Annotated in this window: 18 protein-coding genes and 1 riboswitch; of the genes, 8 read left to right on the plus strand and 10 right to left on the minus strand. The window is 68.5% G+C overall.

Translation table 11 applies throughout. From position 1 onward, the window contains the following. Window positions 1–214 precede the first annotated feature (214 nt). The 8 genes from AB5J62_RS25365 to AB5J62_RS25400 are packed head-to-tail and all read right to left on the minus strand — an operon-like array spanning window position 215 to window position 9,981. Window positions 215–820 carry a TetR/AcrR family transcriptional regulator gene (locus AB5J62_RS25365; RefSeq protein ID WP_370942438.1) on the minus strand — a complete coding sequence of 202 codons (606 nt, stop codon included), beginning with the start codon at window positions 818–820 and terminating at the stop codon, window positions 215–217. After that, window positions 817–1,644 (minus strand): SDR family oxidoreductase, encoded by an 828-nt coding sequence (locus AB5J62_RS25370; RefSeq protein WP_370942439.1) that lies wholly within the window; start codon window positions 1,642–1,644, stop codon window positions 817–819. The genes AB5J62_RS25365 and AB5J62_RS25370 overlap by 4 nt, the downstream gene beginning before the upstream one ends. Window positions 1,645–1,654: 10 nt before the next feature. Further along, window positions 1,655–2,812 (minus strand): acyl-CoA dehydrogenase family protein, encoded by a 1,158-nt coding sequence (locus AB5J62_RS25375; RefSeq protein ID WP_370950329.1) that lies wholly within the window; start codon window positions 2,810–2,812, stop codon window positions 1,655–1,657. A 2-nt stretch (window positions 2,813–2,814) separates the two neighbouring features. Then, window positions 2,815–4,749 carry a biotin carboxylase N-terminal domain-containing protein gene (locus tag AB5J62_RS25380; RefSeq protein WP_370942440.1) on the minus strand — a complete coding sequence of 645 codons (1,935 nt, stop codon included), beginning with the start codon at window positions 4,747–4,749 and terminating at the stop codon, window positions 2,815–2,817. Between the two features lie 7 nt (window positions 4,750–4,756). Next, the gene (locus tag AB5J62_RS25385) at window positions 4,757–6,355 is read right to left on the minus strand and encodes an acyl-CoA carboxylase subunit beta (RefSeq protein WP_370942441.1); all 1,599 of its coding nucleotides are present in this window, start codon (window positions 6,353–6,355) and stop codon (window positions 4,757–4,759) included. Beyond that, window positions 6,352–7,500 (minus strand): acyl-CoA dehydrogenase family protein, encoded by a 1,149-nt coding sequence (locus tag AB5J62_RS25390; RefSeq protein ID WP_370942442.1) that lies wholly within the window; start codon window positions 7,498–7,500, stop codon window positions 6,352–6,354. The genes AB5J62_RS25385 and AB5J62_RS25390 overlap by 4 nt, the downstream gene beginning before the upstream one ends. A gap of 13 nt (window positions 7,501–7,513) precedes the next feature. Beyond that, window positions 7,514–9,196: an acyclic terpene utilization AtuA family protein gene (locus AB5J62_RS25395; RefSeq protein WP_370942443.1), complete on the minus strand. Its 1,683-nt coding sequence runs from the start codon at window positions 9,194–9,196 to the stop codon at window positions 7,514–7,516. After that, the gene (locus tag AB5J62_RS25400; RefSeq protein ID WP_370942444.1) at window positions 9,193–9,981 is read right to left on the minus strand and encodes a TIGR03084 family metal-binding protein; all 789 of its coding nucleotides are present in this window, start codon (window positions 9,979–9,981) and stop codon (window positions 9,193–9,195) included. Before AB5J62_RS25400 ends, AB5J62_RS25395 begins: the two co-directional genes overlap by 4 nt. 90 nt (window positions 9,982–10,071) lie before the next feature. Here AB5J62_RS25400 and AB5J62_RS25405 point away from each other — a divergent pair, with 90 nt between their 5' ends. Beyond that, window positions 10,072–10,446 (plus strand): PH domain-containing protein, encoded by a 375-nt coding sequence (locus AB5J62_RS25405; protein WP_370942445.1) that lies wholly within the window; start codon window positions 10,072–10,074, stop codon window positions 10,444–10,446. Here AB5J62_RS25405 and AB5J62_RS25410 read toward each other — a convergent pair. Beyond that, window positions 10,443–10,751: a hypothetical protein gene (locus AB5J62_RS25410; RefSeq protein WP_370942446.1), complete on the minus strand. Its 309-nt coding sequence runs from the start codon at window positions 10,749–10,751 to the stop codon at window positions 10,443–10,445. The two genes, AB5J62_RS25405 and AB5J62_RS25410, sit on opposite strands and share 4 nt — an antisense overlap. A gap of 275 nt (window positions 10,752–11,026) precedes the next feature. Here AB5J62_RS25410 and AB5J62_RS25415 point away from each other — a divergent pair, with 275 nt between their 5' ends. Continuing rightward, window positions 11,027–11,782 carry a hypothetical protein gene (locus tag AB5J62_RS25415; protein WP_370942447.1) on the plus strand — a complete coding sequence of 252 codons (756 nt, stop codon included), beginning with the start codon at window positions 11,027–11,029 and terminating at the stop codon, window positions 11,780–11,782. Here the strand turns inward: AB5J62_RS25415 and AB5J62_RS25420 are convergent. After that, window positions 11,767–12,219, minus strand: a complete 453-nt coding sequence (locus AB5J62_RS25420; protein ID WP_370942448.1) for a hypothetical protein — start codon at window positions 12,217–12,219, stop codon at window positions 11,767–11,769. The genes AB5J62_RS25415 and AB5J62_RS25420 overlap by 16 nt on opposite strands. Before the next feature lie 100 nt (window positions 12,220–12,319). On the opposite strand from AB5J62_RS25420, the gene AB5J62_RS25425 reads away from it, so the two are divergent. The 6 genes from AB5J62_RS25425 to AB5J62_RS25450 all read left to right on the plus strand — a co-directional run bounded on the left by AB5J62_RS25425 (window position 12,320) and on the right by AB5J62_RS25450 (window position 22,863). Next, window positions 12,320–13,159 carry an enoyl-CoA hydratase-related protein gene (locus tag AB5J62_RS25425; protein ID WP_370942449.1) on the plus strand — a complete coding sequence of 280 codons (840 nt, stop codon included), beginning with the start codon at window positions 12,320–12,322 and terminating at the stop codon, window positions 13,157–13,159. Further along, window positions 13,156–13,761 (plus strand): acetoacetate decarboxylase family protein, encoded by a 606-nt coding sequence (locus tag AB5J62_RS25430; RefSeq protein WP_370950330.1) that lies wholly within the window; start codon window positions 13,156–13,158, stop codon window positions 13,759–13,761. Before AB5J62_RS25425 ends, AB5J62_RS25430 begins: the two co-directional genes overlap by 4 nt. A gap of 233 nt (window positions 13,762–13,994) precedes the next feature. Then, complete coding sequence (locus tag AB5J62_RS25435) at window positions 13,995–16,913, plus strand: ribonucleoside-diphosphate reductase subunit alpha (RefSeq protein ID WP_370942450.1); 2,919 nt, start codon at window positions 13,995–13,997, stop codon at window positions 16,911–16,913. Between the two features lie 75 nt (window positions 16,914–16,988). Beyond that, on the plus strand, window positions 16,989–18,068 hold the full coding sequence (locus AB5J62_RS25440) for a ribonucleotide-diphosphate reductase subunit beta (RefSeq protein WP_370942451.1): 1,080 nt from the start codon (window positions 16,989–16,991) through the stop codon (window positions 18,066–18,068). A 612-nt stretch (window positions 18,069–18,680) separates the two neighbouring features. Further along, window positions 18,681–18,910, plus strand: a riboswitch (cobalamin riboswitch). A gap of 97 nt (window positions 18,911–19,007) precedes the next feature. Continuing rightward, window positions 19,008–21,257, plus strand: coding sequence for a 5-methyltetrahydropteroyltriglutamate--homocysteine S-methyltransferase (metE, locus tag AB5J62_RS25445; protein WP_370942452.1), 2,250 nt, complete (start codon window positions 19,008–19,010; stop codon window positions 21,255–21,257). A gap of 172 nt (window positions 21,258–21,429) precedes the next feature. Then, on the plus strand, window positions 21,430–22,863 hold the full coding sequence (locus tag AB5J62_RS25450) for a cytochrome P450 (RefSeq protein ID WP_370942453.1): 1,434 nt from the start codon (window positions 21,430–21,432) through the stop codon (window positions 22,861–22,863). The last annotated feature ends 20 nt before the right edge of the window (window positions 22,864–22,883 follow it).

Raw genomic sequence — 22,883 nt, forward strand, 5'->3', positions numbered from 1 at the left:
GTGATCCCACTCGCCTTACGCCGCTGCGGCCCACGCGGCCCCTGGCGGCACCGGGGGAAACCCCGAGTACGACCCGGTACGAGGGATTTCCCCCGGCACCGCCAGGAACCACGTGGATCCACAGCGCCGCAAGGCAGCAGGATCACAGGACACTGCTACTTACAACGAGTTATCGCTCGCTGCGCCGAAAGTGTTAACGAGAATACGACGTTGTCTAGACCGAGGTGGTTCCGGCTACGTTCTGTTCCAACATGCGGGCCCATTGCCGGACGATCAACTGCCGTCTTTTCGTGTCGTCCGTAAGGAGATTGGCCAGGCCTAGGCCCCTGGCAAGATCGAGAGTGGCCTGAACCATTTCGCGAACGCCGTCGTGGGCCTCGTCGACGCCCAGCAGGTCAACGGCCACTCTGTGTGCTTCCCGGCCGACCCGCGCCTCCAGCGGCACGAGCGTGTCCCGCAGCGCCTGGTCAGTGGACCCGGCCACCCAGAGGTGCAAAGCGGCGCGGAACATCGGCCCCGCGTAAAGATTCAGCAGCACCGAAGCCACCGTCTCGATCCGGGACGGGCCCTCGGGCAGATCGGCCACCTGCGACCGGAGTTCTTCGAGCTGGACCTCGCCGACGAGTTCGACGGCCGCGACCAGAAGGTCTTCGCGGGTGGGGAAATGGTGCTGTGCCGCTCCCCGGGACACGCCGGCGCGCTCGGCGATGACCCCCACCGTCGTGCCGGTCCAGCCCAGCTCGCCGATGCACTCGACGGCGGCCTCGATCAGCCGCCGCCGAGTCGTCCGGCTGCGTTCCTGCTGTGGTTCGCGAATCATTCGACCCAGAAGTCCTTCTGCAGGTCCTCTTCCCGCTCACAGAGCCGGTACTTCGCGAAGTCGGTGACCCCCTCGGCCGCGAGCACCTCGTCGTCGATGAAGAACCGCCCGGTGACCTCGCGGCTCGGCTTGGTGAGGATGACGTGCGCGGCGTCGGCCATGATCTCCGGTGTCCGCGAGCGGTCGGCCAGCTCGGCGCCGACGACGTTGCGGATCGCCGCGGTGTCGATGGTCGTGCGCGGCCACAGCGAGTTCGCCGCGATCCCGTCGCCCGCCAGCTCCGCCGAGAGGCCGACGGTCACCAGGCTCATCGAGTACTTCGCGATGCTGTACGCGAGGTGCCCGGCGGTGAACCACTTCGGGTCGAGGCTGATCGGCGGGGACAGCGTGAGGATGTGCGCGTTCGCCGACTTCTTCAGGTGCGGGATCGCCAGCTTCGACAGCAGGAACGAGCCACGCGCGTTGATGTCCTGCATCAGGTCGTAGCGCTTCATGGTGACGCTCTCGGTCGGCGTCAGGTCGATCGCGCTCGCGTTGTTCACCACGATGTCGAGCCCGCCGAACTGCTCGACGGCCTTGGCGACCGCGGCCGCGACGCCCTCGTCGTCACGGACGTCGCCGACGATCGGCAGCGCCTGGCCGCCTGCCTCTTCGATGGCCTTCGCGGCGGTGTAGATCGTGCCGGGCAGCTTCGGGTGCGGCTCGGTGGTCTTGGCGAGCAGCACGACGTTCGCGCCGTCGCGGGCCGCGCGCAGCGCGATGGCCTCGCCGATACCGCGGCTGCCGCCGGACATGATCAGGGTCTTGCCTGCGAGCGTGGTCAAAGGACTCTCCTCAGTAGGACTTGGGCAGGCCGAGGCTGTGCTGGCCGACGAAGTTGAGCACCATCTCGCGGCTCACCGGGGCGATGCGGCCGAGCCGGACGGCGCCGACGAGCGTCCCGAGGCCGTACTCGGACGCGAGGCCGTTGCCGCCGTGGGTCTGCACCGCCTGGTCGACGGCGTGGATCGCGACCTCGGCGGCCGCGTACTTGGCCATGTTCGCGGCCTCGCCCGCGTTGAAGTCGTCGCCGGAGTCGTAGAGCGAACCGGCCTTCTGCGTCATCAGCTTCGCGAGTTCCAGCTCGATCTTGACCGCGGCGAGCGGGTGCGCGAGACCCTGGTGCGTCGCGATCGGCGCGCCCCAGACCTGGCGCTCCTTCGCGTAGTTCACGCCCTTGTCCAGCGCGTACCTGGCGATGCCGAGCGAGAACGACGCGCCCATGATGCGCTCCGGGTTGAGCCCGGCGAACAGCTGCGCGATGGCCGCGTCCTCGTCGCCGACCAGCGCCTCGGCCGGCAGGTGGACGTCGTCGATGAACAGCGAGAACTGCTTTTCCGGCGAGACGAGGTCCATCTCGATCTGCCGGTATTCGAAGCCGGGGCTGTCGGTCGGCACGATGAACAGCGCGGGCTTGAGCTTGCCGGTCTTGGCGTCCTCGGTGCGGCTGACGACGAGCACGGCGTCCGCCTCGTCCACCCCGGAGATGTAGACCTTCCGTCCATTGAGGACCCACTCGGAGCCGTCGCGCTGGGCGGTGGTGGTGATCTTGTGCGAGTTCGAGCCCGCGTCGGGCTCGGTGATCGCGAAGACCATCTTCGTCGTGCCGTCGGCGATGCCCGGCAGCCAGTGCTTCTTCTGGCTTTCGGTGCCGAAGCGCGAAATCACCGTGCCACAGATGGCGGGCGAGACGACCATGAGCAGCAGCGGCGCGCCGGCGGCCGCGAACTCCTCGAGCACCGCCGCGAGGTCCGCGATGCCCGCGCCACCGCCGCCGTACTCCTCGGGCAGGTTGACGCCGAGGTAGCCCAGCCGCCCGGCCTCGTCCCACAGCTCGTCGGTCTTGCCGCCCGCACGGGCCTGCTTGAGGTAGTACTCGTGGCCGAAGCTGGAGGCGAGTTCGAACGCCGCCTTGCGAAGCTCGGCCCGCTCGACCGGCTCATGGAAGTTCATCGTCATTGCTTCTCCTCGACCACTACGAGAACCGTGCCCACTTCTACCTGCTGTCCGGTTTGGACGCTCAGTTCGGTCACCACGCCGTCGGCCGGCGCGGAGATCCGGTGTTCCATCTTCATGGCTTCGAGCCACAGCAACGGGTCGCCCGCCTTCACGGCGTCCCCTGTGGACACCGCGACGCGCACGACCGTGCCCGGCATCGGCGCGACCAGCGAACCGGCGGCGAGCGCCGCGTCCGGGTCGCCGAAGCGCGGTTCGGCGCGCAGCGTGACCGGCCCGAGCGCGGAGTCGACGTAGACCGTGTCGCCGTACTTCGCGACGTCGAACGCGCGCCGCACGCCCGCCACGTCGAGCACGACCCGGCCGGGCTCGGCGGCCACGAGCGCGACGTCGTCGAATCCCTCGGCGCGCAGCCCGTCACGGGTGAGCGCGTAGCCGATCTCGATGTCGCCGAACCGCTTGCGCTGCACGGCCGAGCGCACGTTGCGCCAGCCGCTCGGCAGCCGCCCGAGCGTCTTCGCCTCCGCCCGGTTCGACGCAGAGTCCGCCAGCGCGGCGGCCAGCGCGGACAGCTTGGGATCGCTGTTCAGCGGCTGAGCCAGCGTGTCCAGGCCGTGCCGGTCGAAGAACGCGGTGTCGGTCTCCCCGGCCAGGAAAGCGTTGTGCCGCAGGATGTTCACGAGCAGGTCACGGTTGGTGACCAGGCCGTGGATCTTCGCTCCCGCCAACGCTTTGGCGAGCCTGCGCGCGGCCTCGTTCCGGGTCGGCGCCCAGGCGATGACCTTGGCGATCATCGGGTCGTAGTGCACCCCGATGACCGAGCCGTCGACGAAGCCCGAGTCGAGCCGGAGTCCCGGTCCGTGCTCGAACTCCAAGTCGACATCCGGGACCTCGAACTGGTGCAGCGTGCCGCTCTGCGGCTGCCAGCCTTCGGCCGGATCCTCGGCGTAGAGCCGGACTTCGATCGCGTGGCCTGTCGACTGTGGAGGGTCGGCGGCCAGCTTCAAGCCCTCGGCGACCTGCAGCTGCAACGAAACCAGGTCGACACCGGTGGTGCACTCGGTCACCGGGTGCTCGACCTGCAGGCGGGTGTTCATCTCCAGGAAGTAGAAGCGGCCGTCCGGTCCGGCGAGGAATTCGACCGTGCCTGCGCCGACGTAGTCGATCGCCTTGGCCGCCTTGCGCGCCGCGTCGAACAGCTCCGCGCGCATCGCCGGGTCGACCAGTGGCGAAGGCGCTTCTTCGACGACCTTCTGGTGCCGCCGCTGGATCGAGCACTCCCGCTCCCCCAGCGCCCACACGGTGCCGTGCCGGTCGGCGAGCACCTGGACCTCGATGTGCCGCCCGGCTTCGAGATACGGCTCGCAGAACACGGTCGAGTCGCCGAACGCGGAACCGGCCTCCGCTCGCGCTCCTTCGACGGCTTCGGTCAGCTCGGCGAGCGCGCGGACCACGCGCATGCCACGGCCACCGCCACCGGCGGAGGCCTTGACCAGCAAGGGAAGATCGTTCTCGGTGACCTCGGCCGGGTCCAATTCGGACAGCACGGGCACCCCGGCGGCGGCCATCAGGCGCTTGGACTCCACTTTGGAGCCCATGGTCTCGATGGCTTCGGGCGGCGGGCCGACCCAGGTCAGGCCCGCGTCGAGCACGGCGCGGGCGAACCCGGCGTTCTCGGACAGGAAGCCGTAGCCGGGGTGCACCGCGTCGGCTCCCGCGTCGGCGGCCGCCTTGATCAGCAGGTCCGAGCGCAGGTACGTCTCGGACGGCGCGTTGCCCGGCAGGCGCACGGCGGTGCCGGCTTCGGTCGCGTGCGGGAGCCCGGCGTCGGCGTCGGAGAACACGGCGACCGTGCCGATCCCGGCGTCGCGGCAGGTCCGGAAGACGCGGCGGGCGATCTCGCCGCGGTTGGCGACCAAGAGGTTCTGGATCACTGCGCCCTCACATCCGGAAGACGCCGAAACCGTCGGCGCCCTTCACTGGTCCATTGTGGATCACGGACAGGCTGAGCCCGAGCACCGTGCGGGTGTCACGCGGGTCGATGATGCCGTCGTCGTAGAGCATCCCCGACAGGAACATCGGCATGGACTCGGCTTCGATCTGGCCCTCGACCATGGCGCGCATGGCGGCGTCGTGCTCCTCGTTGTACTCCTGGCCCCGCGACGCCGCGGCCTGCCTGGCCACAATGGACAGCACACCGGCGAGCTGCGCCGGCCCCATGACCGCGGACTTGGCGCTCGGCCACGCGAAGAGGAACCGGGGGTCGAAGGCGCGGCCGCACATCCCGTAGTGCCCGGCGCCGTACGACGCTCCCATGAGGACGGACAGGTGCGGCACCTTCGAGTTCGACACGGCGTTGATCATCATCGCGCCGTGCTTGATGATGCCGCCCTGCTCGTACTCCTTGCCGACCATGTAGCCGGTCGTGTTGTGCAGGAACACCAGCGGCGTGTCGATCTGGTTGGCCAGCTGGATGAACTGCGCCGCCTTCTGCGACTCCTCGCCGAACAGCACGCCTTGGGCGTTGGCGAGCACGCCGACCGGGTAGCCGTGGATGGTCGCCCAGCCGGTGGCCAGGCTCGATCCGTACAGCGGCTTGAACTCGTCGAAGTCGGAGCCGTCGACGACGCGGGCGATCACCTCGCGCGGGTCGAACGGCACCTTGAGGTCGGTCGGCACGATGCCGAGCAGGTCCTCGGGGTCGAACAGCGGCTCGGCGTAGCCGGGCGCGGGCGCCTGCCCCTGCTTGCGCCAGTTCAGCCGCTTGATGATGTTCCGGCCGAGCCGGATCGCGTCCTGCTCGTCGTGCGCGAGATAGTCGGCGAGACCCGAAGTCCGCGCGTGCATCTCAGCGCCGCCCAGGGATTCGTCGTCGGACTCCTCACCGGTCGCCATCTTGACCAGTGGCGGGCCGCCGAGGAAGACCTTCGCGCGCTCCTTGACCATCACGACGTAGTCCGACATGCCGGGCAGGTACGCGCCACCCGCGGTCGAGTTGCCGAACACCAGCGCGACCGTCGGCACCTTGGCCGCCGAGGACCGTGTGATGTCGCGGAAGATCCGGCCGCCCGGGATGAAGATCTCCTTCTGCGTGGGGAGATCCGCGCCGCCGGACTCGACCAGATTGATCACCGGGAGCCGGTTCTGCGCGGCGATGTCGGCCGCGCGGTAGCTCTTCTTGGCCGTCCACGGGTTGCTCGCGCCACCCTTGACCGTCGGGTCGCTCGCCGAGATCAGGCATTCGACGCCTTCGACCACGCCGATGCCGGTGATCACGCTCGCGCCGACCTGGTAGTTCGACCCCCACGCGGCCAGCGGGGACAGCTCCAGGAACGGCGAGTCCTCGTCGATCAGCAGCTCGATGCGTTCGCGGGCAAGGAGTTTGCCGCGCTTGCGGTGCCGCTCGACGTACTTCTCACCGCCGCCCGCGATGGCCTTGGCGTGCTCGCCGTCGATCTCGGCGAGCTTGTCGAGCATGGCTTCGCGGTTCGCGGCGAACTCCGCGCTCCGTGAGTCCACAGTGGACCTGATAGCAGTCATGCCGTGTATCCCAATCGCTTGGCGGCCAGGCCGGTCAAGATCTCGTTGGTGCCGCCGCCGATGCCGAGAAGCCGGACATCGCGGTAGTGCCGTTCCACTTCGGACTCGCGCATGTAGCCGAGCCCGCCGTGCAGCTGGACCGCCTCGTTGACCACCCATTCGGCGGTCTCGACGGCGGTGTTCTTCGCGAAGCACGCCTCGGCGATGACCTCTTCGCCCGCGACGTGCCGGAGCGCGACGTCCCTGGTGTACGTCCGCGCGACGTCGATCTTGCGCGCCATCTCGGTCAGCTTGTGCTGCACCAGCTGCCGCGAAATCAGCGGACGCCCGAACGTCTCCCTGACCCGGCACCAGTCCAGCGTGAGGTCGAGCGCGCGCTGCGCGTGCGCGTAGCCCTGAATCGCCAGCGAGACCCGCTCGGTGACGAACTGGGTGGCCACCTGGGCGAACCCGCTGTTCTCGGCGCCGACCAGGTTCTCGACCGGCACCCGCACGTCCACATAGGACAGCTCGGCCGTGTCGGAGCACAGCCAGCCCATCTTCTCCAGCTTGCGCGTCACGGTGAACCCGGGCGTCCCGCGTTCGACGACGATCAGCGAAATCCCGTGCGCGCCCTTGTCCCCGGTCCTGACCACCGTGGTCACGAAGTCGGCGCGGCAGCCGGAGGTGATGAACGTCTTGGCGCCGTTGATGACGTACTCGTCGCCCTCGCGCACCGCCGTGGTGCGGATCCCAGCGACGTCCGAGCCGCCGTCGGGTTCGGTCACCGCGAGCGAGCCGATCTTGGCGCCCTCCAGCGTCGGCCGCACCCAGCGTTCGATCTGCACCGGGTCACCGGCTGCCGCGATGTGCGGCACGGCGATCCCGCAGGTGAACAGTGACGCGAACAGCCCTCCCGAGCCGCCCGCGTAGTGCATCTCCTCGGCGACGACCAGCGCGTCGAGGAAGTTGCCGTCCCCGCCGCCGACCTCCTCGGGGAAGCCGACGCCGAGCAGGCCGATCTCACCGGCCTTGCGGTGCAGATCGCGCGGCAGCTCGCCCTCGCGCTCCCAGTCGTCGAGATGCGGCAGCACCTCGGTCTCGACGAACCGGCGGACCGTCTTGCGCAGCTCATTCCGTTCGGGAGTCTCGAAGATCTCTTTCACAGCACGATCTCTTTCACAGCAAGCTCTCCGGAACGTCGATTTCCCTGGACCGCAACCATTCGCCGAGCGCCTTGGCCTGCGGGTCGAACCGCGCCTGCGACGCGACACCCTCGCCGAGGATGCCCTCGACCACGAAGTTCATCGCCCAGAGGTTCGGCAGCAGATGCCGGGTGACCCGCAGGCTCGCGGTTTCCGGCAGCAGCAGCTGGAACTCGGCCACGGTGAGCCGGTGCGCCAGCCACTTCCAGGCGTCCTCCGAACGCACCCAGACACCGAGGTTGGCGTTGCCGCCCTTGTCACCACTGCGAGCGCCGATCACGCGCCCCAGCGGAACCCGTTTCATCGCACCGGCGAACCGCGGCTCCGGCAGTTCCGGCTCGTCCACTTCGGACAGTTCGAGCGTCTCGCTCGCCTGCGCGATGTCCACTCGGGACCCGTCGGGCAGTACCGCGATGTGCGGCACCTGCCGAGCGTCCACAAAGGCCGCTTCGTAGACCCCGTACGGTGACGCGGCCGACGGCGGCGCGGTGACATGGAACCCCGGATAGCTCGCCAGCGCGAGTTCGATGGCCGCGCCGCTGAACGCCCGCCCGGCGATGTTCGGATCGGCGTCCTTGACCGCGCAGTGCAGCAGCGCGCTCGCCAGCTGCTCGCTGTCGGCGTCCGCGTGATCGGTGCGCGCGAGCGTCCAGCGGATCTCGGCGGGCGGCTTCTCCTGCAAAGCGCCTTCGAGCTGTTCCCTGACCAGCAAGGCTTTCCGCTCGATGTCGAGTCCGGTGAGGACGAACGTGGTCTCGTTGCGGAACCCGCCGAGCCGGTTGAGACAGACTTTGAGGGTCGGCGGCGGCGGTTCGCCTTGCGCGCCGGTGATCCGGACGCGGTCCGGCCCGTCCTGCGCCAGCGTCAGCGTGTCGAACCGGGTGGTCACATCGGGTCCGGCGTACCGCGCGCCGGTGATCTCGTACAGCAGCTGGGCGGTGACCGTGCCGACGTTCACCACGCCGCCGGTGCCGTCGTGCTTGGTGATCACGCTCGACCCGTCGGCCTCGATCTCGGCGATCGGGAACCCGGGCACGCCGATCTCGTGCTCGGTGAAGAACGCGTAGTTCCCGCCGGTGGCCTGCGCCCCGCACTCGATCACGTGGCCCGCGACGACCGCGCCCGCGAGCGCGTCGTAGTCGGCACGCGCCCAGCCGTAGTGCGCGGCGGCCGGTCCGACGATCACCGAGGCGTCGGTGACGCGGCCGGTGACCACGACGTCCGCGCCGGCGTTCAGGCATTCCGCGATCCCCCACGCGCCGAGATAAGCGTTAGCGGTCAACGGCTTGCCGAATTCCTCACCGCGGCCGATGAGGTCGTCGCCCTCGACATGCGCGACGGTGACGTCCAGCCCGAGCTTCGCGACCAGCTCCCGCAGCGCCTCGGCCAGCCCGGCCGGGTTCAGCCCGCCCGCGTTGGCGACGATCTTGACGCCTTTTTCCTTGGCCAGCCCGAGGTTTTCCTCCATCTGGCGCAGGAACGTCTTGGCGTAGCCGCGCGCGGGGTCTTTCATCCGGTCCCTGCCGAGGATGAGCATGGTCAGCTCGGCCAGGTAGTCCCCGGTCAGGTAGTCGAGCGGCCCGCCGGTGAGCATCTCGCGCACGGCGGAGAACCGGTCACCGTAGAACCCGGACGCGTTGCCGATCCGCAGCGTCATGCCCGCTGCCCCGGCTGACGCCCGCCACCCGGCGCGCCGGCGAACGCCTGCGCGATGGTGAGCCATTCTTCGACACCCGCGCCCTTGGCGACGAGGTCGCTGTCCGACGGATGCAGCCGCTGCGTCACCACCAGGCAGAAGTCGAGCGCGCTGCCGGTGAGCCGCTGCTCGGCGTCCTCCGGCCCAAAAGCCCAGGTCGTGCCGTCGGGCGCGGCCAGCTCGACCCGGAATTCCTCCGTCGGCGGCGCGAGCGAGTGCAGCTTGAAGGCGAAGTCGCGCGTCCTCGTTCCGATGCGCGCGATGTGCCACAGCCGGGGCGTCGCCGGGTGGTCGAGCCCGAAGGTGTCGAAGATGTCCTGCCCGTGCGCCCAGGTCTCCATCATCCGCGCGGTCGCCATCGACGCGGCCCGCATCGGCGGCCCGTACCAGGGGATCTTCTCCCCCTCCGGCAACGCGGCCAGCGCGTCCGCGAGCTGCTCACGTCCTTCACGCCACTCGGCCAGCAGCACGCGAGGCGGCTTCTCGGCGCCTTCGGCGGCACCGACGTCGACGAAGTTCTCGGTGGTCAGCGCCTTTTCGAGTTCGGACTGCCAGTCACCAGGCCTGCGCACCGCGATCAGCGACTTCTGATCCGTCCAGGCCAGATGCGCGATCTGATGCGCGACAGTCCAGCCGGGCGCCGGTGTCGCCCGAGCCCAGTCCGACGCGGGCAACCCGGCCACGACGTCGTCGATCGTCTGCGTTTCGGCCGCGAGATCACCCAGGATCACGCCGAGGTCAGCCATACCCGCCTCCTTGCGTCTGTGACCACCCTGGCACCGCCCGCAGTAAAAATCAAGCGCGCATGATTGTTTCTGCTCCGTACCCTGGACCAGGTGATCGACTTCGAGAAAGCCTCAGTCTTCAAGCTGTCACCGTGCAAGCCGGACGCCATCGCCTCGACCGTCGCGCCGCTGATCATCCCCGGCGAGGAGCTCGTCTCGGCCTTCAAGGGCGCCCGTGACTTCGTGGTGTTCACCAACAAGCGGCTGATCGCGGTGAACGTCCAGGGCATGACGGGCAAGAAGAAGGACTTCACCTCCCTGCCCTACAACCGCGTCCAGGCGTTCTCGATCGAGACCGCGGGCACGTTCGACCTCGACGCCGAGCTGGAGCTGTGGTTCAGCGGGCTGGGAAAGGTGCGCTTCGAATTCAGGGGCGGCTCAGGCATCCGGCAGCTCGGGCACCTGATCGCTTCGTACGTGCTCTAGTTCGGCACCCGCTGCGCCTCGATGAGGTCGAACACCTCGCTGTACTCGACGTTCAGCCGGTCCACGACTTCGGAAAGGTCGGCCAGCCCCTCGGCCGCCGGGTCATCGCGGTTCCACTGGTCGATGAGCCGCCGGTACCGCGGGATCTCGGCCGCCGTTTCCCGGTAGGTCCGCTCGACCGCGGCCAGCGTTTCCGCGTCGAGCGCGCCGGACACCGCGCGCAACAGCCGCTGCTGATCGAGAGCGGCGCCGAGCAGCTCCCGTGCCAGCACCAGCAGCACCGGCGCTGTCGCCCGCTCCGTCACCCTGCTCACCCTCTCGCCGCGACCCCCTCACCCAAGGTATCGCCGAACGGGCGTGAAATGTGACCTCGCAGGTCCCGAACGGATACCGAATACCACTGACCAGGGGTCGTGAGTGGTACGGCCGGTTCTAACCGGTCTAAACACTCACGACCCAAGGCGAGCTGCCCGTTCGTGCGGCCTTTTGCGCGGCAAGGCGAGCCCTCAAGCCGGTGTCGCGCCCAGCCCGTAACTGATCTCCTTGACCGTAACGAATTGTCATGGCCGAAGGAGAAGTCATGGGCTGGCGGGTTGCCCGATCACTGGATGTCCTCTTAGGACAGCTCAACACCTTGGCGCCCCGGCGGTCCAAGGCCTCGGATGGTTCCATCGGCGACGCGGCGCACGCGAGCAGGGACTCCGACCACAATCCCTGGTACGGCCCGGGAATCGTGACCGCGCGGGACTTCAGTCACGACCCGGCGGGCGGGCTCGACGGCAACTGGCTGGCGGAGCAGCTGGTCGCGTCGCGGGATCCGCGGATCAAGTACGTGATCTGGAACCGGCGGATCGTCGACTCGCGGCCCGGCAACAGCCCGTGGTGCTGGATGCCTTACCGCGGAACGAATCCGCACACGAAGCACGTGCACGTCTCGGTCATGCCGAACGCGAGCGCCGACGACCAGCGCGCCTGGGCACTGGGCGGCGGCGGTGGTGGCGCGAACGTGCAGCACATCGAGGAAGAAGACGTGCTGACCGGGCCGCTCGACCACGCCTACGAGCCGAGCGGGGAACGGCAGTACCACCATCGCACCATCGAGACGCGATCGATCTCGTCGGTCGTCGGGGACGTGTGGTTCTCGGTTTCCGCGGGCTACGCGGACATGGACAACGTGAACCTGTTCTTCAACGGGGTCCAGGCGCCGATCCACGTGCCGAAGATCGCCAAGGACACCCGCCAGGTGTGGGCCGTGCCGGACGGCTGCGGCTCGATCTCGTGGGAGTACGACTGCGCGGGACCGTCGAGCTCGGCCGTGATCTACGGCAACCGCTGAACCTCGAACACCTGCCGCGGCTGCCCGTCCGCGCACAGCTGGACGCGGACGAGGCCGCTGTCGGCAACGGACCAGCACCATGCCGCGATCCCACCGGAAGAGATCTGCCCCGTGTGCACCCAAGGCTCGGCGGGACAACCGCCGAGCAGCAGTATCGTGCCCCGGTTGGCGACGTCGGCAGTGCGAGCGCACTGGCCGCTGCCCGCGTTGCGGAGCACGCGGGTGGCCGGGTCCCAGCGCCACCACTGGGCCCGGCCGCCCGAGCACGCCGTCACCTGCACGGTCGCGAAGCCGTCGAGCGGATGCGGACCGCCGGCGCAGCGCTCCCCCGCCTTGATCAGGAACGGGCCCGCTTTCGGGAAAACGGCCTCCGCCGGGGTGCCTGCCAGGCCGATGGCCAGCACCGACACCAGGACACCGAGCCGCCGCAAGATCATCATCCGAAGGTAGACCCGGGACGGCTGCCCGGCGGTCACCCGAAGGGGTACCGCTATTGACACCTTGCCAGTAGCGCGGGGCGTGCCCTAACGTCGAACCATGGCCGACTTTGCCGAGATCACCTACGCGGTCGACGAGCGCGTCGCGACGATCACGCTGAACCGCCCCGAAGCCCGCAACGGCTACACGATCCGGATGTCCGACGAGCTCGGCGCCGCGATGGACCGCGCCGATCGCGACGAGGACGTGCGGGTCGTCGTGCTGACCGGCAACGGCAAGGACTTCTGCGTCGGCGCCGATCTCAGCCAGGGCGGCTTCGACTTCGACCCGGCGCACGGGCCGGATCCCGAGTGGCAGGAACCGGCCGGGCGCTGCGCCAAGCGCGTCTACACGATGAACAAGCCGGTCATCGCCGCGCTGCGGGGCGCGGCGGTCGGCGGCGGCCTCACCATCACGCTCCCCTGCGACTACCGGCTGGCCTCGACGGACTCGAAGTTCGGCCTCGTGTTCACCCGTCGCGGGATCTACCCCGAGGGCGCGTCCGCGTGGTTCCTTCCCCGGCTCGTCGGGATGGGCACGGCACTCGACTGGATGATCAGCGGCCGTGTCTTCGGCGCCGACGAAGCGCTTAAGAAGGGCCTCGTGCACAGCGTCCACGAACCTGACGAGGTGCTTGACAAGGCTTACGAGCTGGCACGCGAGATCATCGCGACCACGTCGCCGGTGTCAGTCGCTGTCACCCGACAGCTGCTCTACCGCATGGCAAGCGCCGAGACCCCGTTCCCGGTGCACGCGCTCGACTCGAAGCTCATCGGCGGCCTCGGCACGAGCCCGGACGCGATCGAGGGTGTCCTGTCGTTCCTGCAGAAGCGCCCGCCCGAGTTCGGGATGCGCGTCGACAAGGATCTGCCACCCTATTTGCCGTGGCTGAGCGAATGACGTACCCGCCGGAACCCTGGAACCTCGCGGGCCAGGCCTACCTGTCGATCTGGCGGGTGCCCGCCGACCGGCTGCCGGGGCTGCCCGGCGGCGTCAAGCCGGTGCTGCTCGGCGGGCGCGCCCAGGTGTTCACCGCGTGGGTCGACTACCAGCCGCCTGGCCAGCTGTCCTATCACGAGCTGCTGTCCACGGTCGCCGTGCACGGGCCCAGGGTGTCCAGCTCGATCACCGACATCTGGGTCGACAGCGAGATCTCGCTCGCCGGCGGGCGCGAGCTGTGGGGCATCCCGAAGGATCTCGCCACGCTCGGCTTCACCCACGGCAAGACGTTCACCGCCTCGGCGGCCATCGAAGACGGCTGGATCGCGACCGCCGCCTTCACCCCGCGGCTCGGGCTGCCCCTCGCCGCGCCCGCCGCGTTCGATGTCGTGCAAACCCTCAAGGGCGACTTGAAGCGGAGTCCGGTCCGGGCGAAGGCACGCCCCCATCTGGCGTCGGCGGACTGGTCGATCAACCCGGACGGGCCACTGGGCTACTTATCCGGTCACCGACCGGCACTGAGCCTCCACGTTCGGGATTTCTCGCTGCGTTTCGGCGGCTGAACGACCGCCTGATCAGCTTCTCTGTGTGATCGTGTAACCCGCCGGGGTGAGAACGACACGCCATCCCTTGGGTCCCGTGCGAGCCGCGACCCCTACATGTAGTCTCTGTGGACCGGCAGCGCCCAGCGACGGGAGACCGCTGAAGAGCGGGGCCGGCCAACACTTTGACGTACCAGCAGCACACGGTCCGACGGGTCCATGTGCTGATCGATCGCGCCCTTTTGGAGACACGCATGTCAGTGGAAACGAACCAGCGGCCACCTTCTTCACCGGACTCCGCGCCCGCCTCGGTACGGGTCATCCGGCGTGACGGCAGCGTGTCACCCTTCGACGCGAACAAGATCTCCGTGGCCATGACGAAGGCGTTCCTCGCGGTCGAGGGCGGCGACGCCGCCGTGTCCTCCCGTATCCACCACGTCGTGTCCGAGCTGACCGAGCAGGTCGAGTCCACCCTGCTGCGCCACGCGGGCCCCGAGACCGCGCTGCACATCGAGCAGATCCAGGACATCGTCGAGCTGGCGCTGATGCGCGGCGAGCACCACAAGGTCGCCCGCGCCTATGTCCTCTACCGCGACGAGCGCGCCAAGGCCCGCCAGTCCGCCACCCCGGTCCCGTCCGACGTCGCGATCAGCGTCAAGGGCGTCGACGGCAAGCTCCGCCCGCTCGACTGGGCGCGCGTGTCCCACGTCGTGGGCGAGGCCGTCGCCGGGCTCGACGACGTCAACGCCGAGGCCGTGCTCGCCGAGGCCAAGCGCAACCTCTACGACGGCATCTCCGCCGACGAGCTCGCGCTCGCGCAGATCATGGCCGCCCGCGTGCTGGTCGAGCAGGAGCCGAACTACTCCTACGTCAGCGCCCGCCTCCTCGCCGACAAGCTGCGCTCAGAGGCACTGTCCTACCTCGCCGGCGCGCCGCGCCTGGCCAGCCAGGACGAGATGGAGACGCTGTACGCGCCGTACTTCCGCGACTACCTGCGCCGTGCCGTCGAGCTGGAGCTGGTCGACGCCGAGCTGCTGAGCTTCGACCTCGACAAGATCACCGAGGCCATCAAGCCCGACCGCGACCTCGACTTCGGCTTCCTCGGCCTGCAGACCCTGTACGACCGGTACTTCCAGCACCACAACGGTGTCCGGTTCGAGCTGCCGCAGGCGTTCTTCATGCGCGTCGCCATGGGCCTGGCCGTCCGCGAGGACGACAGGGAATCTCGTGCCATTGAGTTTTATGAGCTGCTGTCGAGCTTCCACTTCATGGCTTCGACGCCGACGCTGTTCAACTCGGGCACCACGCGCCCGCAGCTGTCGTCCTGCTTCCTGACCACCGTGGACGACGACCTGGACTCGATCTTCCAGGCGTACAAGAACAACGCGCTGCTCGCCAAGTACTCCGGCGGCCTCGGCAACGACTGGACCCCGGTCCGCGGCCTCGGCGCGCACATCAAGGGCACCAACGGCCAGTCGCAGGGCGTCGTGCCGTTCCTCAAGATCGCCAACGACACCGCGGTCGCGGTGAACCAGGGCGGCAAGCGCAAGGGCGCGGCGTGCGCGTACCTCGAGACCTGGCACGTGGACATCGAGGAGTTCCTCGACCTGCGCAAGAACACCGGTGACGACCGCCGCCGCACCCACGACATGAACACCGCGAACTGGGTGCCCGACGAGTTCCTCCGCCGTGTCGAGGCCGACGCCCAGTGGACCCTGTTCTCGCCGAACGAGACCCCCGACCTGCACGACCTCTACGGCAACGCGTTCTCCGAGCGCTACCGCGAGTACGAGGCCGCCGCCGACCGCGGCGAGATGAAGGTCTTCCGCCGCGTCCGCGCGGTGGAACTGTGGCGCCGCATGCTGACCATGCTGTTCGAGACCGGCCACCCGTGGATCACCTTCAAGGACCCGTGCAACCTGCGCTCGCCGCAGCAGCACACCGGTGTCGTGCACTCGTCCAACCTGTGCACCGAGATCACGCTGAACACCAGCGCCGACGAGGTCGCGGTCTGCAACCTGGGCTCGGTCAACCTGCTCAAGCACGTCACGTCCGAGGGCCTCGACACCGCGCGCCTCGAGAAGACCGTGCGCACCGCGGTCCGGATGCTCGACAACGTCATCGACATCAACTTCTACACGATCCCGGAGGCGCGCCGGTCCAACCTGCGCCACCGCCCGATCGGCCTGGGCCTGATGGGCTTCCAGGACGCGCTGTTCGAGCTCGGCCTGCCGCTGTCGTCCGACGCGGCCGTGCAGTTCGCCGACCAGAGCATGGAGCACATCTCCTACTACGCGATCTCGGCGTCGACCGACCTCGCCGAGGAGCGCGGCCAGTACCAGACCTTCGAGGGTTCGCTGTGGAGCCGCGGCATCCTGCCGATCGACTCGCTGCAGCTGCTCATCGACGCCCGCCAGGGTGACTCGCTCGACGTCGACACCTCGTCCACTTTGGACTGGGCGCCGCTGCGCGAGCGCGTCAAGACCGTCGGCATGCGCAACTCCAACGTGATGGCGATCGCGCCGACCGCGACGATCTCCAACATCTGCGGTGTCGGCCAGTCGATCGAGCCGCTGTTCCAGAACCTGTTCGTCAAGTCGAACATGTCCGGCGACTTCACCGTCGTCAACCCGCACCTGGTCCGCAGCCTGAAGGAGCGCGGGCTGTGGGACGAGGTCATGGTCTCCGACCTGAAGTACTTCGACGGCAGCCTCGGCCAGATCGACCGCGTGCCGGACGACCTGAAGGCCTTGTACGCCACCGCTTTCGAGGTCGAGAGCCGCTGGCTGGTCGACGCGGGCTCGCGTCGCCAGAAGTGGATCGACCAGGCGCAGTCGCTCAACCTCTACATCGCGGCGCCGAGCGGCCGCAAGCTCGACGAGCTGTACCGCTACGCGTGGCACAAGGGTCTCAAGACGACCTACTACCTGCGTGCCCAGTCGGCCACGCACGTCGAGAAGTCGACCCTGCGCGGCACCGACGGCAAGCTGAACGCCGTCTCGGCCACCCCGGCGGCCCCGGCTCCCGCCGCCGCACCGCCCGCGGTCGTCCCGGTCGCACCCGCCGTCAAGGCTGAGCCGCAGGAGCTGCCCGCGGTGTCCGATGTGGACTTCGTCGCCACCGAAGGCGCCGCCTGCCGCATCGACGACCCCGACTGCGAAGCCTGCCAGTAAGACCGCCTCGTGAGTGGTATGGCCGGTTCTAACCGGCCATACCACTCACGACCCCCACACTTCTTGGAGCCTTGAATGACCACAATGGACCCCCAGCTCGCCGACGCGACGGGCCTCGGCGAGATCGAGGTCGGCGCCGCCCGCATCAACGTCGACGACAAGCGCATGATCAACGCCCGCGCCGACGTCAACCAGCTGCTGCCGATGAAGTACACCTGGGCCTGGGAGAAGTACCTCGCCGGCTGCAACAACCACTGGATGCCGACCGAGGTCGCCATGCAGGCCGACATCGCGCTCTGGAAGTCCAAGGACGGCCTGACCGACGACGAGCGCCAGATGCTCAAGCGCAACCTGGGCTTCTTCGCAACCGCGGAGTCCTTGGTGGCCAACAACATCGTGCTCGCGGTCTACCGCCAGATCACCAACCCCGAGTGCCGCCAGTACCTGCTGCGCCAGGCGTTCGAGGAGGCCGTGCACACGCACACCTTCCAGTACATCTGCGAGAGCCTCGGCCTGGTCGAGGGCGAGCTGTTCAACATGTACCGCGAGGTCCCGTCGATCTCCGCCAAGGACGCCTGGGCGCTCAAGCACACCCAGAACCTGGAGAACCCGGACTTCGAGACCGGCACCCCCGAGGCCGACCAGGCCTTCCTCCGTGACCTCGTCGCGTTCTACGTGATCTTCGAGGGCATGTGGTTCTACACCGGCTTCGCCCAGATCCTTTCGCTCGGCCGCCGCAACAAGATGATCGGCATCGCCGAGCAGTACCAGTACATCCTGCGCGACGAGTCGATCCACCTGAACTTCGGCATCGACTGCATCAACCAGATCAAGATCGAGAACCCGCACCTGTGGACCCCGGAGTTCCAGGCCGAGATCCGCGACATGCTCACCGAGGCCTGCCAGCTCGAGGTCGCCTACGCCCGCGACACCATGCCCCGCGGCATGCTCGGCCTGTCCGCCGACCTGTGCGAGCAGTACATGCACTTCATCACCGACCGCCGCGCGCAGCAGATCGGCCTCGCCCCCATCTTCGGTCAGGAGGAGAACCCGTTCCCCTGGATGTCCGAGGCGATGGACCTGAAGAAGGAGAAGAACTTCTTCGAGACCCGCGTCATCGAATACCAGTCGGGCGGCGCCCTCGACTGGGACTGAGCATCAAGGACTCGTGAGCGTTGCGGACGGTTCTATTGAGGGGGAACGCAAAGGTGGCGTGATCGTCGGCTCGGCGTAGGGGTCGTGAGTGGTGCGGCCGGTTCTAACCGGTCTAAACACTCACGACCCCTTCTCGGCTGCCCCGTCCGGGGCAGGGTCGTGGTCGGACGCGGGTGAGGGCCTACTTCATTCGGATCCGTGGCGTGAGGGCCTAGTTCGACCGTATATACGGGTGAGGGCCTCCCTCACCCACTCGGTTCGGGTGAGGGAGGCCCTCACCCGAACCAGCGTGTGGATGAAGGCTCCCCTCACACCCGGGCCTTGTACCTGGGTGAGTGCGGTTCGCGTCGTCCAACGCCGCAAACCGCACTCACTCCGCCCTGAACGTTCCTCAGTCACCAGCCACCCCGGCCTCGGCCGAGCACACCAGACACGCCACCTTTGAACTTCCGCTCAATAACCGCCCGCAACGCTCACGACCCCCAGCTGCCAGGCGCGGAAACGAACGCCACGTCGGTCACCACGACCGACGTGGCGTTCGTTTTGCTCGGGCAACCTGACGGATCCTTCCACGGACTGGGAGTGATCAAGACGCGAGCGTCGATAACCGCTACGCTCGGCCACGCCACTGGTTCCCCATGGCGCGGCAAGGCCGTGCCCTGGGGAGGCAACAGGGAACCCGGTGTGAATCCGGGACTGCCCCGCAGCGGTATGTGGGAACGAAAGCCGTCACCGTGCGAGACACGGTAAAGCACTGGACACGAGTCCGGGAAGCGACGGCGAGTAGGGCCGAGTGTGACCGCCCACGAGTCCGAAGACCTGCCTGTGGTGCGTGTGCCGACGGCATGCGCGAGTCCGGGCCTCGCGGGAGGGCACGACACGTCATGGTGTCTTTTCGCGCGCGCACGGGCTTTTCGACGAGCTCGCGAGGAGAGAGCTGTGACCACACGCATCGGCACGACCGTGCTGGGCTATCCCCGGATCGGTCCCGATCGGGAGCTGAAGAGGGCCGTCGAGGCCTACTGGGCGGGCCGGATCGACGAGGCCGCCCTGCGAGAAACCGCCGCGAAGCTGCGCGCGGACACCTGGCGCGAGCTGCGGGCCGCCGGGCTGGACACGATCCCGTCCAACACCTTCTCGTTCTACGACCAGATGCTCGACACGACCGTGTTGTTCGGCGCGCTGCCGAAGCGGTTCACCGAGCTGGGGCTTTCGCCGCTGGACACCTACTTCGCGGCCGCGCGCGGGGTTCAGGAGGCGCCCGCGCTGGAGATGACGAAGTGGTTCGACACCAACTACCACTACCTCGTCCCCGAACTGGGGCCGGACACGTGTTTCGCGCTCAGTGGCACCAAGCCGCTCGACGAGTACCGCGAGGCCGACGGGGAGACCCGGCCGGTGCTGGTCGGCCCGCTCACCTATCTGCTGCTGTCGAAGCCGACGGTGGAGGGTTTCGATCCGCTGCAGCTACTGGACCAGCTGCTCGTCGCCTACACCGAGCTGTTCGCGCAGCTGCACCAGGCCGGTGTGCAGTGGGTCCAGCTCGACGAGCCCGCCTTCGCGGGTGATCGCACCGACCGTGAGCTGCAGCTGCTGTCGTATGCCTACCGGGTGCTCGGCGATCTCGACCAGCGGCCGAAGCTGCTGGTCGCGGGGTACTTCGGCAAGCTGGGCAAGGCGCTCGGGCGGCTGGCGCGCTCGCCGATCGACGCGCTGGCCGTCGATCTGGTCACCGATCCGTCCGAAGTGGACGCTGTCGCGGCCGAAGGCGCGCTCAAGGACAAGGAAGTCGTCGCGGGTGTCGTCGACGGGCGCAACATCTGGCGCGTCGACGTCGATGCCGCGCTGAGCAAGGCCGCGACGCTGCTCGGGACCGCCGGGAACCTGGGCGTATCGACTTCGTGCTCGCTGTTGCACGTCCCCTACGACGTCAGCAGCGAGGACCTCGGGCGGGTGAACGAATGGCTGGCGTTCGCGCGGCAGAAGGTCGACGAGGTTGTCCTGATCGGGCGTGCGCTGCGGGAAGACGTCGACCTCACCAAGACCCGCGAGGCGACCAAAAGCCGTTCCACGGCAAAGGATCTGGTCGACGACCGGGTCCGCGCGCGGCTGCAGGCGCTCCGGCCGGAGCACACGACGAGGCCGCCGTACGCCCAGCGTGCGGCCGCTCAGCAGAAGACTTTGCGCCTGCCCGCGCTGCCGTCCACGACCATCGGCTCCTTCCCCCAGACCACCGAGGTCCGCAAGGCGCGCGCCGCGCACCGCGCCGGCAAGCTCGGCGATGACGGCTACCGCGCGGCCATGCACGCCGAGATCGACAAGGTGGTGCGGCTGCAGGAAGATCTCGGCCTCGACGTGCTCGTGCACGGGGAGCCCGAGCGCAACGACATGGTCCAGTACTTCGCCGAGCAGCTCGACGGGTTCGCCGCGACGGAGTTCGGCTGGGTGCAGTCCTACGGCTCGCGCTGCGTGCGGCCGCCGATCCTCTACGGCGACGTCTCGCGGCCGAAGCCGATGACCGTCGAGTGGGCGAAGTACGCACAGGCGCTGACCGGGAAGCCGGTGAAGGGCATGCTCACCGGCCCGACCACGATCCTCGCGTGGTCGTTCGTCCGCGACGACCAGCCGCTGGGCGACACCGCGCGCCAGGTCGCGCTGGCCATCCGCGACGAGGTGCACGACCTGGAGTCGGCGGGCATCCGCATCATCCAGGTCGACGAGCCCGCGTTGCGTGAGCTGCTTCCGCTGCGGGCGGCCGAGCACGAGGCGTACTTCGCGTGGGCGGTGGACGCGTTCCGGCTGGCCACGTCCGGCATCTCGGACTCGACGCAGATCCACACGCACATGTGCTACTCGGAGTTCGGTGAGGTGCTGCCCGCGATCGACGCCCTCGACGCCGACGTGACCAGCATCGAGGCCACCCGCTCGAAGATGGAGGTGCTCGCCGACCTGAGCTCGGCCGGCTTCGGCCGCGGTGTCGGGCCGGGTGTCTACGACATCCACTCGCCGCGCGTCCCGACCATCGACGAGGTGACGGGCCTCCTGCGCACCGCGATCGGCGCGGTCCCGGCCGAGCGGATCTGGGTGAACCCCGACTGCGGCCTCAAGACCCGCGGCTACGCGGAGGTCGAGCCCGCGCTGCGCAACCTGGTCGCGGCCGCGCACCACGTCAGGGCCGAGCTGAGCTGACAACCCGGGATAAAGCGGGCTTTACTCCGCGAAGTTTCGCGGGCTTTATCCCCGGGAGTAAAGCCCGCTTTATCCCGGCCGTGGACTCGAGTTGATCGAGCACGCTGTTGACGTTGCGCCAACAGAGGAGGATGGTAGGAGCCTGGGCTTCTCGGCGAAGAGAGGTGCGCGGATGACCAGTGCCGTCGGCAAACTGCTCGATCGGGTGCCACCGTTGACCGCGCTGCCGCTGCCCCGGTCCGTCGACCGCCGCTGGCTCGCGAGCCAGGGCCCGGTCAGCGAACTCGCGCCTGCCCCCGAGGGCCTCAAGCCGATACTGGGCGACCCCGGCGCGCCCGTCATCGGGCACTCGCTGAGTTTCATGCGATTCGGCCAGGAGTTCGGGCTGCACCGCTTCGCCGAGTTCGGCCCCGTCTCGTGGATGGGGGCGTTCGGGAACCGCATCATCACCGTCAGCGGCGCGGACGCCACGCAGGCCGTGCTGACCAACAAGGACAAGGCGTTCTCGCAGGAGGCCTGGCAGTTCTTCATCGGCAAGTTCTTCCCGCGCGGGCTCATGCTGCTGGACTTCGCCGAGCACCACATGCATCGCCGGATCATGCAGCAGGCGTTCACCCGCGACCGGCTCACCGGCTACGTCGCGCAGATGGGCCCGACTGTCCGCGACGGCGTCCAAGCCCTCGCCGCCGATCCGCACCCGCGGCTCTACCGGGCGCTCAAGCAGCTCACCCTCGACATCGCGAGCCGCGTCTTCATGGACATGCCCAGCGGCCGCGACGCCGACGCGATCAACCGCGCGTTCGTGGACGCCGTCCGCGCGGGCACGGCGATCGTCCGCCGCCCCGTGCCGGGCGGGCGCTGGGCGGCCGGGCTGCGCGGACGCAGGACACTGGAGGCCTACTTCGGCCGCAATCTCCCGGCCAAGCGCGAGCACGACGGCGCCGACCTGTTCTCGGCGCTGTGCCACGCGTCCACAGAGGACGGTGAGCGGTACACCGACGAGGACGTCATCAACCAGATGATCTTCCTGATGATGGCCGCGCACGACACGAGCACCATCACCAGCACCACCGCCGCCTACTACCTGGCGAAATACCCGCAGTGGCAACAAAAGGCCCGCGAGGAGTCGCTGCGGCTCGGCGACGGCATCCCGGACATCGAGGCACTGGAAAGCCTTCAGACACTCGAACTGGTCATCAAGGAGTCACTGCGGCTCGTCCCGCCGGTGCCGACCATGGCCAGGCAGACCGTCAAGGACACCGAGCTGCTCGGCTTCCACCTGCCGAAGGGCATGATGGTCAGCGTTTCACCGACTGCCAACCATTTCGACCCGGCGCTCTGGTCGGACCCGCACGAGTTCGACCCGGAACGCTTCGCCGAGCCACGCCGCGAGGACAAGGCGCACCGGTTCGCGTGGATGCCGTTCGGCGGCGGCGCGCACAAGTGCATCGGGCTGCACTTCGGGATGCTGGAAGTGAAGGCGTTGCTGCACGAGATGCTGCTCAACTACGAGTGGCACGTGCCCACGGCTTACACCGCACGCTGGGACTATGTATCCTTACCGGTGCCCGTCGACGGTCTGCCGGTGCACTTGGTCAAGCGTTAACACGGTTGGCATAGCCCAGC

It is taken from the genome of Amycolatopsis sp. cg5 (assembly GCF_041346955.1).
GTDB lineage: Bacteria > Actinomycetota > Actinomycetes > Mycobacteriales > Pseudonocardiaceae > Amycolatopsis.

Excerpts from the sequence above, each read along its gene's own strand:
- AB5J62_RS25365 (WP_370942438.1), bottom strand. The coding sequence starts at position 820 with ATGATTCGCGAACCACAGCAGGAACGCAGCCGGACGACTCGGCGGCGG.
- AB5J62_RS25375 (WP_370950329.1), bottom strand. The coding sequence starts at position 2,812 with ATGAACTTCCATGAGCCGGTCGAGCGGGCCGAGCTTCGCAAGGCGGCG.
- AB5J62_RS25385 (WP_370942441.1), bottom strand. The coding sequence starts at position 6,355 with ATGACTGCTATCAGGTCCACTGTGGACTCACGGAGCGCGGAGTTCGCC.
- AB5J62_RS25395 (WP_370942443.1), bottom strand. The coding sequence starts at position 9,196 with ATGACGCTGCGGATCGGCAACGCGTCCGGGTTCTACGGTGACCGGTTC.
- AB5J62_RS25400 (WP_370942444.1), bottom strand. The coding sequence starts at position 9,981 with ATGGCTGACCTCGGCGTGATCCTGGGTGATCTCGCGGCCGAAACGCAG.
- AB5J62_RS25415 (WP_370942447.1), top strand. The coding sequence starts at position 11,027 with ATGGGCTGGCGGGTTGCCCGATCACTGGATGTCCTCTTAGGACAGCTC.
- AB5J62_RS25420 (WP_370942448.1), bottom strand. The coding sequence starts at position 12,219 with ATGATCTTGCGGCGGCTCGGTGTCCTGGTGTCGGTGCTGGCCATCGGC.
- AB5J62_RS25425 (WP_370942449.1), top strand. The coding sequence starts at position 12,320 with ATGGCCGACTTTGCCGAGATCACCTACGCGGTCGACGAGCGCGTCGCG.
- AB5J62_RS25430 (WP_370950330.1), top strand. The coding sequence starts at position 13,156 with ATGACGTACCCGCCGGAACCCTGGAACCTCGCGGGCCAGGCCTACCTG.
- AB5J62_RS25435 (WP_370942450.1), top strand. The coding sequence starts at position 13,995 with ATGTCAGTGGAAACGAACCAGCGGCCACCTTCTTCACCGGACTCCGCG.
- AB5J62_RS25440 (WP_370942451.1), top strand. The coding sequence starts at position 16,989 with ATGACCACAATGGACCCCCAGCTCGCCGACGCGACGGGCCTCGGCGAG.
- AB5J62_RS25450 (WP_370942453.1), top strand. The coding sequence starts at position 21,430 with ATGACCAGTGCCGTCGGCAAACTGCTCGATCGGGTGCCACCGTTGACC.